Origin of the sequence: Pseudomonas sp. LAIL14HWK12:I7 (assembly GCF_000483465.1) — a bacterium.
GTDB lineage: Bacteria > Pseudomonadota > Gammaproteobacteria > Pseudomonadales > Pseudomonadaceae > Aquipseudomonas > Aquipseudomonas kermanshahensis.
In genome coordinates, this window is sequence record NZ_AXYZ01000016.1 from 15,915 (window position 1) to 32,179 (window position 16,265).

The window sequence follows — 16,265 nt, forward strand, 5'->3', positions numbered from 1 at the left end:
TAATTGCGCGTTTTTCAGTGACCGCGAGCAAAACGTGGTTCACACTATGTCCATTGATGTTTTCACATGGAGAAGCAGGGCGATGCAAGGTCACCCGGACGTAATCAACTACCTCGTCACGTTGCTGAAGGGCGAACTGGCAGCACGCGACCAGTACTTCATTCACTCGCGTATGTATGAAGACTGGGGCCTGTCCAAGCTCTACGAGCGCATCAACCACGAGATGGAAGAAGAAACGCAGCACGCCGACGCGCTGATGCGCCGCATCCTCATGCTCGAAGGCACCCCCGACATGCGCGCGGATGACCTCGAAGTGGGCAGCACTGTGCCGGAGATGATCGAAGCCGACCTTAAGCTGGAATACAAGGTCCGCGCCGCGCTGTGCAAAGGCATCGAGCTGTGCGAGCTGCACAAGGACTACATCAGCCGCGACATCTTGCGTGCGCAGTTGGCTGATACCGAAGAAGATCACACCTACTGGCTGGAGAAGCAGCAGGGCCTGATCAAGGTTATCGGCCTGGAGAACTACCTGCAGTCGCAGATGTAAGTTATCCACAGTCAATAAAAAGCCCCTGGCACTTACGGTGCCAGGGGCTTTTTTATGCACAGGCGGATCAGGCCCGGTCACGCTCCAACAGCGGCTTGAGGTAATGCCCGGTGTAGGACTGCTTCATCTTGGCCAGTTCTTCCGGTGTACCGCTGGCAATGATCTGCCCACCTTTGGAGCCACCTTCCGGTCCCAAGTCCACCAGCCAGTCGGCGGTCTTGATCACGTCCAGGTTGTGCTCGATCACCACCACGGTGTTGCCGTGGTCGCGCAGGCGGTGCAGCACATCGAGCAATTGCTGGATATCGGCAAAGTGCAGGCCCGTGGTTGGCTCGTCGAGGATATACAGGGTCTTGCCGGTATCGCGCTTGGACAGCTCGCGGGACAGCTTCACCCGTTGAGCCTCACCGCCCGACAAGGTAGTCGCCGACTGGCCCAGCTTGATGTAGGACAGGCCTACGTCCATCAGGGTTTGCAGCTTGCGCGCTAACGCAGGGACCGCGTCGAAGAACTCGCGGGCGTCCTCGATGGTCATTTCCAGCACCTCGTGGATGTTCTTGCCCTTGTACTTGATCTCCAGGGTTTCGCGGTTGTAGCGCTTGCTCTTGCACACGTCGCACGGCACGTAGATGTCGGGCAGGAAGTGCATCTCGACCTTGATCAGGCCATCGCCCTGGCAGGCCTCGCAACGGCCGCCCTTGACGTTGAACGAGAAGCGCCCTGGGCCGTAGCCGCGTGAGCGCGATTCTGGAACACCCGAGAACAGCTCGCGAATCGGCGTGAAAATACCGGTGTAGGTTGCCGGGTTCGAGCGCGGTGTGCGGCCAATCGGGCTCTGGTCGATATCCACCACTTTGTCCAGGTGCTGCATGCCATCCATGCTGCTGTGCGGCGCGGCTTCCAGGCTGCTCGCGCCGTTGAGCGCGGTAGCGGCGAGCGGGTACAGGGTGTTGTTGATCAGGGTCGATTTGCCCGAACCCGACACGCCCGTTACGCAGGTCAGCAGGCCGATCGGGATTTCCAGGTCGACGTTCTGCAGGTTGTTACCGCGCGCGCCCTTGAGCTTCAGCGAGAGTTTTTTGTCGCGTGGCGTGCGTTTGGCTGGGACGACGATTTTCTTGCGCCCGGACAGGTATTTGCCAGTCAGCGAGTCAGGATGCGCCATGACCTCCTCGGGCGTGCCCTCGGCGACGATCTGGCCGCCATGCACCCCGGCACCCGGGCCGATGTCCACCACATAGTCGGCTAAACGAATAGCGTCTTCGTCGTGTTCCACCACGATGACCGTATTGCCCAGGTCGCGCAGGTGGTTGAGGGTGGCCAGCAAGCGGTCGTTGTCGCGTTGATGAAGACCGATGGACGGTTCATCGAGGATGTACATCACCCCGACCAGGCCCGCACCGATCTGGCTGGCCAGGCGGATGCGCTGGGCCTCACCACCCGACAGTGTGTCGGCGCTGCGGTCCAGGGTGAGGTAGTCCAGGCCGACGTTGACCAGAAACTGCAGGCGCTCGCAGATTTCCTTGAGAATTTTCGCTGCAATTTCGCCACGGCGCCCGGTCAGGGTCAGCTCGCCGAAGTAGCTGCTGGCTTCACCGATCGGCAGGTTGGTGACGGCCGGTAGGGTTTTTTCGCCCACCCACACGTGCCGAGCTTCGCGCCGCAGACGGGTGCCGCGGCAGTCAGGGCAGGGTTGGGTGCCGAGCAGTTTGGCCAGCTCTTCACGCACGGTGGCCGACTCGGTCTCGCGGTAGCGCCGCTCCAGGTTCGGCACGATGCCTTCGAACGGGTGCGAGCGTTTGACGATGTCGCCGCGGTCATTGAGGTATTTGAAGTCGACGCTCTGCTTGCCGCTGCCTTGCAGGATCACCTTCTGGTGCTCGGCCGACAGCTCGCCGAACGGCGCCTCAAGGCTGAACCCGTAGTGCGCGGCCAGCGAGCCAAGCATCTGGAAGTAATAGACGTTGCGCCGGTCCCAGCCGCGTATAGCGCCCTCGGCCAGGGTCAGCTCGGTGTTGACCAGGCGTTTGGTGTCGAAGAACTGTTTGACCCCCAGGCCGTCACAGGTCGGGCAAGCACCGGCCGGGTTGTTGAAGGAGAACAGCTTGGGCTCCAGCTCACTGATCGCATGGCCACAGACCGGGCAGGCGAAGCGGGCGGAGAAGATCATCTCTTCGCCTTCTTCGTCGTCCATCGGCGCCACCAAGGCGATACCGTCGGCCAATTTGAGTGCAGTCTCGAACGACTCGGCCAGACGCTGCTGCAGGTCGGTGCGGACCTTGAAGCGGTCTACCACCACATCGATGCTGTGCTTCTTCTGTTTATCCAGCTTGGGCAGCTCATCGAGCTCGTAGAGCTTGCCGTTGACCCGCGCGCGGACGAAGCCCTGGGCGCGCAGCTCGTCGAACACCGCCAAGTGCTCGCCCTTGCGCTCGCGGATCACCGGTGCCAGCAGCATCAGCTTGCTGCCTTCGGGGCGCTCCAGTACCAGGTCGACCATCTGGCTGACGGTCTGCGCCTCCAGCGGGATGTCGTGATCCGGGCAGCGCGGCGTGCCAACGCGGGCGTAAAGCAGGCGCAGGTAGTCGTAGATCTCGGTGATGGTGCCGACGGTGGAGCGGGGGTTGTGCGAGGTCGACTTCTGCTCGATGGAAATGGCCGGGGAGAGGCCTTCGATGGTGTCGACGTCGGGCTTTTCCATCATCGACAGGAACTGCCGGGCATAGGCCGACAGGGATTCGACATAACGGCGCTGGCCTTCGGCGTACAGTGTGTCGAACGCCAGGGAGGACTTGCCGGACCCGGACAGGCCGGTGATGACGATCAGCTTGTCCCGCGGCAGGGTCAGGTCGATGTTCTTCAGGTTGTGGGTACGTGCCCCACGAATCAGGATCTTGTCCACTGCGGCCTCGCTCGGCGGGCATAAACAAAGAAGTATACGGCGCGCTGCCAGTACGCGGCAAAGCGTCGCGTATATGCCGTCAAGCTGTCGGACTGATAGAATCGCCGCCGGTTCACACGAGGTTAATCCATGCACGACACCCACAACGAGCGCATGAGTGGCAGCGAAACCCGCGCCGCAGGCGGCCTGGCCCTGGTCTTTGCCTTTCGTATGCTGGGCATGTTCATGGTCTTGCCGGTGCTGGCCACCTACGGCATGGACCTGGCCGGTGCCACACCCGCGCTGATTGGCCTGGCCATTGGCGCCTACGGCCTGACCCAGGCGGTCCTGCAGATCCCGTTCGGCATGGTGTCCGACCGCATCGGCCGGCGCCCAGTAATTTACCTGGGGCTGGTGATCTTCGCCCTGGGCAGCGTGCTGGCGGCCCAGGCCGACTCTATCTGGGGGGTCATCGCCGGGCGCATTCTGCAGGGCGCGGGGGCGATTTCCGCCGCCGTCATGGCACTGCTGTCCGACCTGACCCGGGAACAGCATCGCACCAAGGCCATGGCCATGATCGGCATGAGCATCGGCCTGTCGTTCGCCGTCGCCATGGTCGTCGGCCCGCTGTTGACCCGTGCCTACGGGCTGTCAGGATTGTTCTTGTCCACGGCAGGGCTTGCGCTGGTGGGCACCCTGCTGATCGCCTTCGTCGTGCCTAGCACTCACAGCACCTTGCAGCACCGTGAGTCAGGCGTTGCCCGCCAGGCACTGGGCCCGACCCTGCGCCATCCGGACCTTCTGCGCCTGGACATCAGTATCTTCATCCTCCACGCCATCCTCATGGCCAGCTTCGTCGCACTGCCCTTGGCCTTCGTCGAGCGTGGCGGCCTGCCCAAGGAAGAGCACTGGTGGGTCTACCTGACCGCGCTGTTCATCTCATTTTTTGCAATGATCCCGTTCATCATCTACGGCGAAAAAAAGCGCAAGATGAAACGCGTACTGGCCGGAGCGGTCAGTGTGTTGCTGCTGGTCGAGGTGTTCTTCTGGCAGTGGGCTGACAACTTGCGCGGACTGGTGATTGGCACCGTGGTATTCTTTACCGCATTCAACCTGCTGGAAGCCTCGCTGCCTTCGTTGGTGAGCAAGGTGTCGCCTGCGGGTGGCAAGGGAACGGCGATGGGGGTGTACTCCACCAGCCAGTTCCTGGGCGCCGCCCTGGGGGGCATCCTCGGTGGCTGGTTGTTCCAGCACGGTGGGCTGAACATGGTGTTCCTCGGTTGCGCGCTGCTGTGTGCCGTATGGTTGGTCGTCGCATTGCGCATGAACGAGCCGCCGTATGTGACCAGCCTGCGCATGCCGCTGACGCCCGAGGCAGTCCGGGAAGCCGGGTTGACCGAACGCCTGATGGCCGTGCCGGGTGTGACCGACGCCATTGTGGTGGCAGAAGAAGCCGCCATCTATATCAAACTGGATACGAAAATTTTGGACCGTACGACCCTCGAGCGTCTGGTAAACCCAGCCTCTTCGGCGTGCGAAGCCTAGGAGAACGTTATGGCCCGTGGGGTTAACAAAGTCATTCTGGTCGGCACTTGTGGCCAGGATCCCGAAGTCCGCTACCTGCCCAACGGTAACGCCGTGACCAACCTGAGCCTGGCTACCAGCGAGCAGTGGACCGACAAGCAGTCGGGCCAGAAGGTCGAGCGTACCGAGTGGCACCGTGTGTCGCTGTTCGGCAAGGTTGCCGAAATCGCCGGCGAATACCTGCGCAAGGGTTCGCAGGTGTACATCGAAGGCAAGCTGCAGACCCGCGAGTGGGAAAAAGACGGCATCAAGCGCTACACCACCGAGATCATCGTCGACATCAACGGCACCATGCAGCTGCTGGGCGGCCGTCCGCAGAACCAGCAAGGTGGCGGCGACCAGTACAACCAGGGTGGTGGAAACAACTACAACCAGGGTGGCCAGCAGCAACAATACAACCAGGCGCCACCACGTCAGCAGGCCCAGCGCCCGCAACAGGCTCCTCAGCGCCCAGCGCCGCAGCAGCCAGCGCCGCAGCCGGCGGCTGACTTTGACAGCTTTGATGACGATATTCCGTTCTGATCTGAGCGGTTAGCGTCGAGCTACAGCGAAAACCCAGGGCAAATTGCTCTGGGTTTTTTTATGCAAGGCGCAAGAGCGCCTGTCCAGAGTTGTGGAGCTGGCTAGACCGGCCCTAGTAAAAAAGTCGCGGCTCTGGCGAATCCAGCAAGCTGACCAGCTTGGTCAGGGCAAAGCCCAACTCCGCGCGGCTTGGCGTCATCAGTGCGATACGCACGCCGCAGGTTGCAGCGCTGCGCTCCGGCAGGAACTGACTGCCACTGACCACGGTGACGCCATTGTTGCGCGCCAGGTTGGCAAATTCGTCGCTGGTCCACGGCTCGGGCAGCTCCAGCCAAAGATGGAAACTGTTGGGCTGGCTGCGGACCTTGTAGTTACCCAGGATCTCGCGGGCCATTTGCTGGCGCGCGGCCGCTTCGTCCTGCTGCACCTGCACCAGTTGGTCGGCCATGCCGCTGTTGATCAGGTTGCTGGCCAGTTGCGCCATCAACGGCGAGGGCATCCAGACGCTGCTGCGCACCATCGACGAGAGCCGCGAAAGGGTTTGGGGCGGGGCATAGAGGTAACCGATCCGCAGCGCGGGGAGCACGCTTTTGGACAAACTGGTCAGGTACACCGAGCGCTCTGGGGCATAGGCCGCCAACGGTTTGTAATCAGGGGCCGGTTCAAGGAAGCCATAGATATCGTCATCGACGATGAACAGGTCGAACTCGCGGGCGATCTCGGCGATGGCTTCACGGCGCGCGTGGGGCATGATCGAGTTGGTGGGGTTCTGGTGGGTGGTCACGCACACCAGCAGGGAAGGGCGGTGTTCCAGGCACGCCGCGCGCAAGACCTCGGGAATTAAACCGTGCTCGTCCATGGCCACGCCGCGCAGGCGGCGCCCCATGCTGTGCGCCAGGGAAATGATGCCCGGGTAGCAGAATGACTCGCAGAGGATGACGTCATCGTTCTTGGACAAACTGCTGATGGCCACCAGCAGCCCGTGTTGGGCGCCCGAGGTCAGCACCACCTGCTGCCAGTTCGCTTCGGGTAGCCAGCGTTGAATCCAGGCCGCACCGGCCTGCTTGTGCGTCGCGTGACCACCCTCGGTGACGTAATCGAGCACCTGGGCCAGGTCGGGAGAAGCTGCCAGTTCGTTTATTGCCCCGCGCAACCAGTCGGTCATGTGCGCGTCATTGGGTTTGATGATCGAAAGGTCGATCTGGCCACTCTCGCGCTCGGCTGGCGCAGGCATGGGGCGTGCTGCCGAGGCTGGCGCATGCGCCGGGCGTTGCTGCAACACAAAGGTGCCGCGGCCGACCTCGCCCACCACCAGGCCCCGTTTGGCGGCTTCGTCATAGGCGCGCCCAATGGTGCCAGGCGTCACGTTCAATGATTCGGCCAAGTCCTTGAGGGTCGGCAGGCGATCGCCAGCGGTCAGTCGGCCGCTGCCGATGTCCTGTTCAAGGGCGTCGGCGATCATCAGATAGACCGGCTGCGCCAGGTCGCTGTAGTGAGGAACCCACATAGAAATGGCACCAAAGGCTGCAAGAACGCGGAAGCCTAGCACGAAAGGTCTGATAGGAGTAATTGTGTTTTCTTGTAGGCAAATTACATCGATTGAGCTGGCTTTTGCCGGCGAGATGAGCGACTGAAGGTCCTTCAGCTTCGGCAGAGCTCGGCGAACTGCTTCAGGGAATTCAGTGGTTTTTCCAGAAATCTTTTGAAATCAATAAGTTGATTGAATCGATGCAATCGATGTGCTTGCGCTATGTTGAAATAAATTGAGTCGATTCTATTTTTGTAATTACAATGATTGAGTCGATGCAATTTGCGGGGTGCCGCCCTGGCTCCACTTATCTCATCGCACAGCTGTGAACGGCTTCAAAAAAAGACAACGTCTGCCGCCTCTGCCCGGCTTAGCACGACACCGAATGGCCTCAAGCTAGCTCAATGGAATATCACTCGAAATGGAAAGCGCACACCTGCAACAAGGAGCCGAGCCTCAGACTTCACTGGAGATCCGCCTGCCTTGGGTAACCTCAAGTGCCTGGCAAATCTTGCTGAACAATACCCCCCTCGATTTTGAAACCAGCAAAGAGCTCTACCCTCAGCTCAAGGATCAGGCGCAGGAGGTGCTGGGCAACGCACTGTGCCAGCAGATTCGTGGTTTCGTCGAAGACCCGCAACTGACCAGCATGATCGTGCGCAATTGCCCACGCGACCGTGACGTACCTCCTACGCCGTACTCGGGTGTGCTCAGCCCGCGCAGCACGCCGATTGCCTGCCTGGTCAGCCTGACCATGCAGAGCCTGATGGGCATCAACCCGATCGTTTATGAGGGGGAGAACGACGGCCGGCTGTTCCGCCATGTCATTCCGGCACGCACTTCATCCAGCCACAAGAGCTCCCACGGCTCGCGGCTGCGTTTTTCCTACCACGTCGACAACCCCGACCTGCCGCTGTCATCCGAACCACTCGGCACGGCCTCCTGCTGCCCGGAATACCTGTCGTTCTTTGGCATGCGCTGCGACCCGCGCATCAGCACAACGCTGGTCAACCTCGATGCGGTAGTGGCGGCGCTGCCGTCGGCCACCGTGCGTGAGCTTTGCCTGCCTCAGTTCGAAATCCGCCGCCCCGACTCGTTCACCGCCAATCGGCGATGCACCGCCGAGTTGCCCGTGCTGGCGCATGGCAATGCCGGCGAGTGGTTGTGCCGTTTCGACAGCGAGAACACCCACGGCCTGAACCTGCGTGCCGAGCAAGCCCTGGCCAGCTTGCGCGGTGTACTGGAGACCCGCCGCTTCGACGAGCCACACCTGCTGCTGCCGGGCGACTTCATGATTTTCAAGAATCAGCGTGTGTTGCATGCCCGTGATGGCTTCGAGCCGCAGAACGACGGTGCCGACCGCTGGCTGTTGCGCCTGTTCGCGGTCAACGACCTGAACCGAGTGCATTTCGCCCGTGCGGACCACCTCTACGAAGTGCGCTCCTGATCTTTCTCAACGACTCGATGGAAGTAACGATATGGAACTGTTAGGCGCTTTCTGGGCGGAACACTGGCTGCTGGCGATCCTGATGCTGGGGGCGATCGCGTTCATTGCAGGCTTCGTCGACAGCATTGCCGGTGGCGGCGGGTTGTTCCTGGTCCCTGGGTTTCTGTTAGTGGGCATGCCGCCTCAGGTGGCTCTCGGGCAAGAAAAACTGGTGAGCACACTCGGCACGCTGGCCGCCATCCGCAACTTTCTGGCCAACAGCAAGATGGTTTGGAAGGTGGCGCTGGTCGGGGTGCCGTTCTCGTTGCTCGGTGCTTATCTGGGGGCGCACCTGATCGTGTCGATCTCCCAGGAGACCGTGGGCAAGATCATCCTGGCGCTGATCCCGTTCGGCATCCTGATCTTCCTCACCCCCAAAGACCGACCGGTCGAGGAGCGCGAGCTGTCCCCGCGCACGCTCTACACCGTGGTGCCGTTGACCTGCCTGACCATCGGCTTCTATGACGGCTTCTTCGGCCCAGGCACCGGCAGCATGTTCATCATCGCTTTCCATTACCTGCTGCGCATGGACCTGGTCTCCAGCTCGGCCAACTCCAAGACCTTCAACTTCGCCTCCAACATCGGCGCGCTGGTGGCGTTCATCATGGCCGGCAAGGTTGTGTACCTGCTGGCCCTGCCACTGGTGGCCTGCAACATTCTCGGCAACCACATGGGCAGTGCCCTGGCCTTGCGCAAAGGCAACGACGTGGTGCGCAAAGTGTTGGTGTTCTCGATGCTGTGCCTGTTCACCAGCCTGGGCGTGAAGTACCTGGTTTGACCTACCTACTCGGAGATAACTGATGAAAACCGCATTCGTAACCGGCGCCTCCTCGGGGTTTGGCCGAGCCATCTGCCGTACGTTGATTGCCAAGGGCTACCGTGTGATCGGTGGCGCCCGGCGCATGGACAAACTGCAGGCGCTGGAGGGTGAGCTGGGGGTCAACTTCATCCCCTTGGCGCTGGATGTCACCGACCCTGCGTCGCTTGAAACGGCTGTCGAGCAGATTCGTGATGCCTCGCTGCAAATCGATCTGTTGGTCAACAACGCCGGGCTGGCGCTTGGGGTCGATCGCGCCCAGGCCAGCAGCGCCGAGAATTGGCAGCGGATGATCGATACAAACATCACCGGGCTGGCCATGGTCACCCACAAGATCCTGCCGCAGATGGTGGAAGCAGACAGCGGGATGATCATCAACATCGGCTCGATTGCCGGCACCTATCCCTATCCAGGCGGCAACGTGTATGGCGCCAGCAAGGCATTCGTGCGCCAGTTCAGCCTCAACCTGCGTGCCGACCTGGCCGGTACCCGCGTGCGGGTGAGCAATATCGAGCCGGGCCTGTGCTCGGGCACGGACTTTTCGGTGGTGCGCCTGAAGGGCGACCTGGACGCGGTGGAGGCGCTGTACCGCGACGTGGAAGCCATCCTGCCGGAGGATATCGCGGCTACGGTGGCGTGGATCGCCGAGCAGCCCGCGCATGTGAATATCAACACCCTCGAAATCATGCCGGTGGCGCAGAGCAGTGCTGCACTGAATGTGGTGCGTAATCTGCCCAGGCCGTTGGGCGCTGCTTGATAGAGGGGCGCGCGCAGGGTGTTCGCCGTAACATTTTCGGCGCTTATGAGATCGAGCGCCGCCCGCGCGGCGCTTCGCAGCACAAGGCTGCTCCTACATCTGTTTCGGGCCAATGAGGCCTGTGGCATTTGCGCGCGACCGCCTTGCTTGTACGACGCGATATCGAGGCGGGCGCCAAGGGGCCGCGCGCCAATGCATCAGGCATAACTGGCCCGAAACAGATGTAGGAGCAGCCTTGTGCTGCGAAGCGCCGCGCGGGCGGCGCTCGATCTCACAGGCGCTGAAGATGTTGAGAGGAGCACCCCCTGACCCCTGTCATAGCACCTTCCCGATTCTTGACTAGTCTTACCTATCGGCGGCCATCAAAAACCCGCCACCGTGACTACCAAGAGGCGCCGGCCATGTTCCGCGCGTCCACCACCTGATCAGGAGTGCACGATGGACCTCAACCGTCGGCAGTTCTTCAAGGTCGCCGCTGTCGGCCTTGGAGGCTCGAGCCTGGCGGCGTTGGGCATGGCCCCGACGCCGGCCTTCGCCGAGCAGGTGCGTCACTTCAAGCTGGCGCACACCAAAGAGACCCGCAACACCTGCCCCTACTGCTCGGTCGGCTGCGGCCTGATCATGTACAGCCAGGGTGATGCGGGCAAGAACGTCAAACAGAACATCATCCATATCGAAGGCGACGCCGACCACCCGGTCAACCGCGGCACCCTGTGCCCGAAAGGCGCGGGCCTTCTGGACTTTATCCACAGCCCAAGCCGCCTGCAGTACCCCGAGGTGCGCAAGCCGGGCAGCAAGGAGTGGGTGCGGGTGGAGTGGGACGAGGCGCTCGACCGCGTCGCCGACCTGATGAAGCAGGACCGCGATGCCAACTTCATCGAGAAGAACGCCCAGGGGCAAACCGTCAACCGCTGGCTTACCACCGGTTTTCTCGCCGCCTCCGCCGCCTCCAGCGAGGCCGGCTACCTGACCCACAAGGTTGTTCGTGCAACAGGCATGCTGGGGTTCGATAACCAAGCACGTGTCTGACATGGCCCGACGGTGGCAAGTCTTGCCCCGACGTACGGCCGTGGTGCCATGACCAACCATTGGTCCGATATCGCCAACGCGAATCTGGTCCTGGTGATGGGGGGCAACGCAGCAGAAGCGCATCCGTGCGGCTTCAAGTGGGTGACCGAAGCCAAGGCGCACAACAAGGCGCGGCTGATCGTGGTCGACCCGCGGTTTACCCGTACCGCCTCGGTGGCGGACTACTACGCGCCCATCCGCACCGGCAGCGACATCGCCTTCATGGGCGGGCTGATCAATTACCTGCTGAGCACCGACAAGATCCAGCACGAATACGTGCGCAACTACACCGACGTGTCGTTCATCGTCAAAGAAGGCTATGGCTTTGAGGACGGGCTGTTCAGCGGCTACGACGCGGCCAAGCGCGTGTACGCCGACAAGTCCGGTTGGGGCTACGAGCTGGGTGAGGACGGCTTTGCCAATGTCGACCCGACCTTGCAGCACCCGCGTTGCGTGTTCCAGCTGATGAAGCAGCACTACAGCCGCTACACCCCGGAGCTGGCCAGCATGACCTGTGGCATGCCGCAGGACGCCATGATGAAAATCTGGGAAGAGATCGCCACCTGCTCGGTACCGGGCAAGACCATGACGATTCTCTACGCACTGGGCTGGACCCAGCACTCGATCGGCGCGCAGATCATCCGCAGTGCGGCGATGGTGCAGCTGTTGCTGGGTAACGTCGGCATGCCGGGTGGTGGGGTCAACGCCTTGCGTGGGCACTCCAATATCCAAGGCCTGACCGACCTCGGCCTGCTGTCCAACTCGCTGCCGGGTTACCTGACCCTGGCCGGTGATGCCGAGCAAGACTACGCCGCGTTCATCGACAAGCGTGCCTCCAAGCCGCTGCGCCCTGGGCAGCTGTCCTACTGGCAGAATTACGGCAAGTTCCACGTCAGCCTGATGAAGGCCTGGTATGGCGCCAATGCCACGGCGGAAAACAACTGGGGCTACGACTGGCTACCCAAGCTCGATGTGCCGGCCTACGACGTGCTGCGCATGTTCGAGATGATGGGCCAGGGCAAGGTCAACGGCTACATCTGCCAAGGCTTCAACCCGATTGCCGCGTTGCCGGACAAGAACCGTGTCACCGCCGCGCTAGGCAAGCTCAAGTGGCTGGTGATCATGGACCCGCTGGCCACCGAAACCTCGGAGTTCTGGCGCAATGCCGGGCCGTTCAACGACGTCGACACGGCCAATATCCAGACCGAAGTGATCCGCCTGCCCACCACGTGTTTTGCCGAGGAGGACGGCTCGCTGGTCAACAGCAGCCGCTGGCTGCAATGGCACTGGAAAGGTGCCGACGGCCCGGGCCAGACCCGCACCGATGTGCACATCATGAGCGAGCTGTTCTTGCGCCTGCGCCAACGCTACCAGGCTGAGGGCGGCGCTTACCCCGATGCGCTGATGAACATCAGCTGGCCGTACAAGGTCCCTGAAGAGCCGTCCCCGGAGGAGTTGGCCAAGGAAATGAACGGCTGGGCGGTAACCGACGTCACCGACCCGACCGGCGCGGTGCTCAAGGGCGGGCAACAGTTGTCGGGCTTCGGCCAGCTCAAGGACGACGGCAGTACCGCTTCGGGTTGCTGGATTTTCGCCGGCTGCTGGACCGAGCAAGGCAACCAGATGGCACGCCGCGACAACAGCGACCCGTACGGCATGCACCAGGTGCAGAACTGGGCCTGGGCCTGGCCGGCCAACCGCCGCATCCTCTACAACCGTGCCTCCAGCGACCCGCAAGGCAAGCCATGGGACCCAGAGAAAAAACGCCTGGTGTGGTGGAACGGCAAAGCCTGGACCGGTACCGATGTGCCCGACTTCAAGGTCGACTCCCCACCGGAAGCTGGGATGAACCCGTTCATCATGAACCCCGAGGGCGTGGCGCGGTTCTTTGCCATCGACAAGATGGCCGAAGGCCCGTTCCCCGAGCACTACGAGCCGTTCGAAACGCCGATCGGCATCAACCCGCTGCACCCGCAGAACAAGAAGGCCACCAGCAACCCGGCCGGGCGGATCTTCGATTCGGTGTGGGACAGCCTCGGCACCCATGATGAATTCCCTTACGCGGCGACCACCTACCGGCTGACCGAGCACTTCCACTTCTGGAGCAAGCATTGCCGGCTCAACGCGATCGCCCAGCCCGAGCAGTTTGTCGAGATCGGCGAGGTGCTGGCGAACGAGAAGGGCATCAAGGCAGGTGACCGGGTGCGGGTGTCGAGCAAGCGCGGGCATATCGACGCGGTGGCGGTGGTGACCAAGCGGATTCGCCCGCTGCAGGTCAACAACCAGACCGTGCACCAGATCGGCATCCCGTTGCACTGGGGCTTCACCGGGGCGACCCGGCACGGCTACCTGACCAACACCCTGGTGCCGTTCCTGGGTGATGGCAACACCCAGACGCCGGAGTCCAAGTCGTTCCTCGTCAAAGTGGAGAAACTCTGATGGCCAGCCAAGACATCATCGCCCGCTCGGCCACCACCACCGTGCCGCCTTCGGTACGCCAGCAGGAGGAAGTCGCCAAGCTGATCGACACCACCAAGTGCATCGGCTGCAAGGCCTGCCAGGTGGCCTGTTCGGAGTGGAACGAGCTGCGTGACGAGGTTGGCCACAACCACGGCACCTACGACAACCCCCAGGACCTCACCGCCGAGACCTGGACTCTGATGCGCTTCACCGAGCACGAGCGCGACGACGGCAACCTGGAGTGGCTGATCCGCAAGGATGGCTGCATGCACTGCGCCGACCCCGGTTGCCTGAAAGCCTGCCCGAGCCCGGGGGCGATCATCAAGCACGCCAACGGTATCGTCGATTTCAACCAGGACCACTGCATCGGTTGCGGCTACTGCATCACCGGCTGCCCGTTCAACATCCCGCGCATCTCGCAGAAGGACCACAAGGCGTACAAGTGCACGCTGTGTTCCGACCGGGTGAGCGTGGGGCTGGAGCCGGCCTGTGTGAAAACCTGCCCGACCGGGGCGATCGTTTTCGGCAGCAAGGACGAGATGAAGGTGCATGCCGCCGAGCGCATCGTCGACCTCAAGTCACGTGGCTACGACAACGCCGGGCTGTACGACCCGGACGGCGTCGGCGGCACCCACGTGATGTACGTGCTGCACCATGCCGACACCCCTCGGCTGTACGCCGGCCTGCCGGACCAGCCGGTGATCAGCCCGCTGGTAGGTTTGTGGAAGGGCTTCACCAAGCCGCTGGCGCTGCTGGCCATGGGCGCGGCGGTGCTGGCAGGGTTCTTCCACTATGTGCGGGTTGGCCCGCAGCGGGTCGAAGAGGACGAGCACCCCACGCCGCCTGATGACAGCGTGCACCAGGTGGACCCTGCGGTGCATGTGTACGATCCGAAGCAGCCCGGTGGGCAAGGGGAGCAACGGCCATGAACCACAACAAGCCTATCCTGCGTTACAACGCCAACGAGCGGACCAACCACTGGATTGTCGCCATTCTGTTTTTCATGGCCGGGCTGTCTGGGCTGGCGCTGTTCCATCCGGCCCTGTTCTGGCTAAGCCACCTGTTCGGCGGTGGGCCGTGGACACGCATCCTGCACCCGTTCATGGGCGTGGCCATGTTCGTGTTCTTCCTCGGCCTGGTGGTGCGTTTCTGGCGCGCCAACTTCATCACCGCCAACGACCGCCTGTGGCTGCGCCGCATCGACCGGGTGATGGTCAACCGTGAAGACGGCGTGCCGCCCATTGGCAAGTACAACGCCGGGCAGAAGCTGCTGTTCTGGACGCTGCTGCTGTGCATGCTGGTGCTGTTGCTGAGCGGTGTGGTCATCTGGCGCGCGTACTTCAGCCATTTCTTCGATATCGGCTCCATTCGCCTGGCTACCTTGCTGCATGCGCTGGCGGGTTTTGTGCTCATCCTTAGCATCATTGTGCACATCTACGCCGGTATCTGGATCAAGGGCTCCATTGGCGCCATGCTGCATGGCTGGGTCAGCCGCGCCTGGGCCCGCAAACATCATGAGCTGTGGTACCGCGAGGTGACCGGCGACAAGCAGCCAGGTGATCACGGACGTAAAGAAGGATGAGTACATGAGTACGATACTCGTACCCGGGCAGATCGAGGCCTCGGCGGTGGCGCCACCCTTTTTGCACCTGCCACCCAAGGGCTTGTTCGCCCTGCGTGCCGAGCGGCTGGAGCTGCTCGCTGAAGATAATGCCCTTGGCGATTACCTGTGGCTGATCGCGCGGCTGTGTCACATCCAGCAGAGGCTTGTGGATAACCCGCCTGGTGCTTTGCCTGTGGCCGAAGACCGCCAGCGCCTGTGCATAAGTCATGGGCTGCCGCCGCTGGCAGCTGACAGCCTGGTGCGCGAAGGGCCGTGGCTGGTCTGGCTGCAGGCGTTGCTCGATCAGTTCGGTGAAGCGGCCAAAGGGCCGTTGGCCGAAGCGCTGCAGGCACTGCGCAACAGTGACGACGGCCAGCGCAAGGGTTGGGGTATCGCGTTGCTGGCAGGGCAGTTCGATGCCGTGCCGGCCGCGTTTGTGCCGTTTCTGGGCGCGGCGCTGCAAGCCGCCTGGTCCTATTGGCTGCTGGCGCTGCCGGCTTGCGAGCTCAAGCCGGCCGGCAGCTTGGCCCAATGCCCGGCCTGCGGGTCGCCGGCGTTGGCCGGTGTGGTGCGTAACCGTGGCAAGCATAACGGCCTGCGTTACCTGGCCTGCTCGTTGTGTGCCTGCGAGTGGCATGTGGTGCGGGTCAAGTGCGTGTACTGCGAGTCGAGCAAGGACCTGCGCTATACCAGCTTGGAGGATGATCGCCATGCGCCGGGCAAGGCGCCGTTGCAGGCTGAGTGTTGCCCGGGGTGCAACACCTACCTGAAGCAGCATTATCTGGAGAACGATGCCGCTGCCGAGGCGCTGGCCGATGACCTGGCCAGCCTGGCGCTGGATATCCGGCTGGATGAGGAAGGGTTTCATCGCCTGGCGCCAAACCTGCTGCTGGCGCCGGGTGGCGGGTGAGTGTCTACACTGCAAGATCGAGTCGCGCCCTTCGCGGGGCAAGCCCGCTCCCACAGGTACTTCGCTGTATTCGGAACCAGCAAGTTCTCTGTGGGAGCGGGC

At 62.3% G+C, this 16,265-nt stretch carries 12 protein-coding genes; 10 read left to right on the forward strand and 2 right to left on the reverse strand.

What is annotated here, in order from left to right:
• Nucleotides 1-82: 82 nt before the first annotated feature.
• Nucleotides 83-547 carry a bacterioferritin gene (gene bfr / locus D886_RS0116065; RefSeq protein ID WP_008089766.1) on the forward strand — a complete coding sequence of 155 codons (465 nt, stop codon included), beginning with the start codon at nt 83-85 and terminating at the stop codon, nt 545-547.
• A 67-nt stretch (nt 548-614) separates the two neighbouring features.
• Here the strand turns inward: bfr and uvrA are convergent, their stop codons facing one another.
• Nucleotides 615-3,449, reverse strand: coding sequence for an excinuclease ABC subunit UvrA (uvrA, locus tag D886_RS0116070; RefSeq protein WP_027594876.1), 2,835 nt, complete (start codon nt 3,447-3,449; stop codon nt 615-617).
• A gap of 129 nt (nt 3,450-3,578) precedes the next feature.
• On the opposite strand from uvrA, the gene D886_RS0116075 reads away from it, so the two are divergent.
• Both D886_RS0116075 and D886_RS0116080 read left to right on the forward strand, forming a co-directional pair.
• Nucleotides 3,579-4,973 (forward strand): MFS transporter, encoded by a 1,395-nt coding sequence (locus tag D886_RS0116075; protein ID WP_027594877.1) that lies wholly within the window; start codon nt 3,579-3,581, stop codon nt 4,971-4,973.
• Between the two features lie 9 nt (nt 4,974-4,982).
• Nucleotides 4,983-5,534 carry a single-stranded DNA-binding protein gene (locus D886_RS0116080; protein ID WP_027594878.1) on the forward strand — a complete coding sequence of 184 codons (552 nt, stop codon included), beginning with the start codon at nt 4,983-4,985 and terminating at the stop codon, nt 5,532-5,534.
• Nucleotides 5,535-5,646: 112 nt separating this feature from the next.
• Here the strand turns inward: D886_RS0116080 and D886_RS0116085 are convergent, their stop codons facing one another.
• Nucleotides 5,647-7,041 (reverse strand): PLP-dependent aminotransferase family protein, encoded by a 1,395-nt coding sequence (locus D886_RS0116085; protein WP_027594879.1) that lies wholly within the window; start codon nt 7,039-7,041, stop codon nt 5,647-5,649.
• 442 nt (nt 7,042-7,483) lie between these two features.
• Here D886_RS0116085 and D886_RS0116090 point away from each other — a divergent pair, with 442 nt between their 5' ends.
• From D886_RS0116090 to fdhE, 7 genes are all read left to right on the forward strand, one after another.
• Complete coding sequence (locus tag D886_RS0116090; RefSeq protein WP_027594880.1) at nt 7,484-8,509, forward strand: TauD/TfdA family dioxygenase; 1,026 nt, start codon at nt 7,484-7,486, stop codon at nt 8,507-8,509.
• Nucleotides 8,510-8,540: 31 nt separating this feature from the next.
• Nucleotides 8,541-9,326, forward strand: coding sequence for a TSUP family transporter (locus tag D886_RS0116095; protein WP_027594881.1), 786 nt, complete (start codon nt 8,541-8,543; stop codon nt 9,324-9,326).
• 22 nt (nt 9,327-9,348) lie between these two features.
• Complete coding sequence (locus D886_RS0116100) at nt 9,349-10,122, forward strand: SDR family NAD(P)-dependent oxidoreductase (protein WP_027594882.1); 774 nt, start codon at nt 9,349-9,351, stop codon at nt 10,120-10,122.
• A 438-nt stretch (nt 10,123-10,560) separates the two neighbouring features.
• Nucleotides 10,561-13,629: a formate dehydrogenase-N subunit alpha gene (fdnG, locus tag D886_RS0116110; protein ID WP_155951438.1), complete on the forward strand. Its 3,069-nt coding sequence runs from the start codon at nt 10,561-10,563 to the stop codon at nt 13,627-13,629.
• Nucleotides 13,629-14,579: a formate dehydrogenase subunit beta gene (gene fdxH, locus D886_RS0116115; RefSeq protein ID WP_027594885.1), complete on the forward strand. Its 951-nt coding sequence runs from the start codon at nt 13,629-13,631 to the stop codon at nt 14,577-14,579. Before fdnG ends, fdxH begins: the two co-directional genes overlap by 1 nt.
• The gene (locus D886_RS0116120) at nt 14,576-15,232 is read left to right on the forward strand and encodes a formate dehydrogenase subunit gamma (RefSeq protein WP_027594886.1); all 657 of its coding nucleotides are present in this window, start codon (nt 14,576-14,578) and stop codon (nt 15,230-15,232) included. Before fdxH ends, D886_RS0116120 begins: the two co-directional genes overlap by 4 nt.
• Nucleotides 15,233-15,236: 4 nt before the next feature.
• Nucleotides 15,237-16,163 carry a formate dehydrogenase accessory protein FdhE gene (gene fdhE / locus D886_RS0116125; RefSeq protein ID WP_027594887.1) on the forward strand — a complete coding sequence of 309 codons (927 nt, stop codon included), beginning with the start codon at nt 15,237-15,239 and terminating at the stop codon, nt 16,161-16,163.
• Nucleotides 16,164-16,265 lie beyond the last annotated feature (102 nt).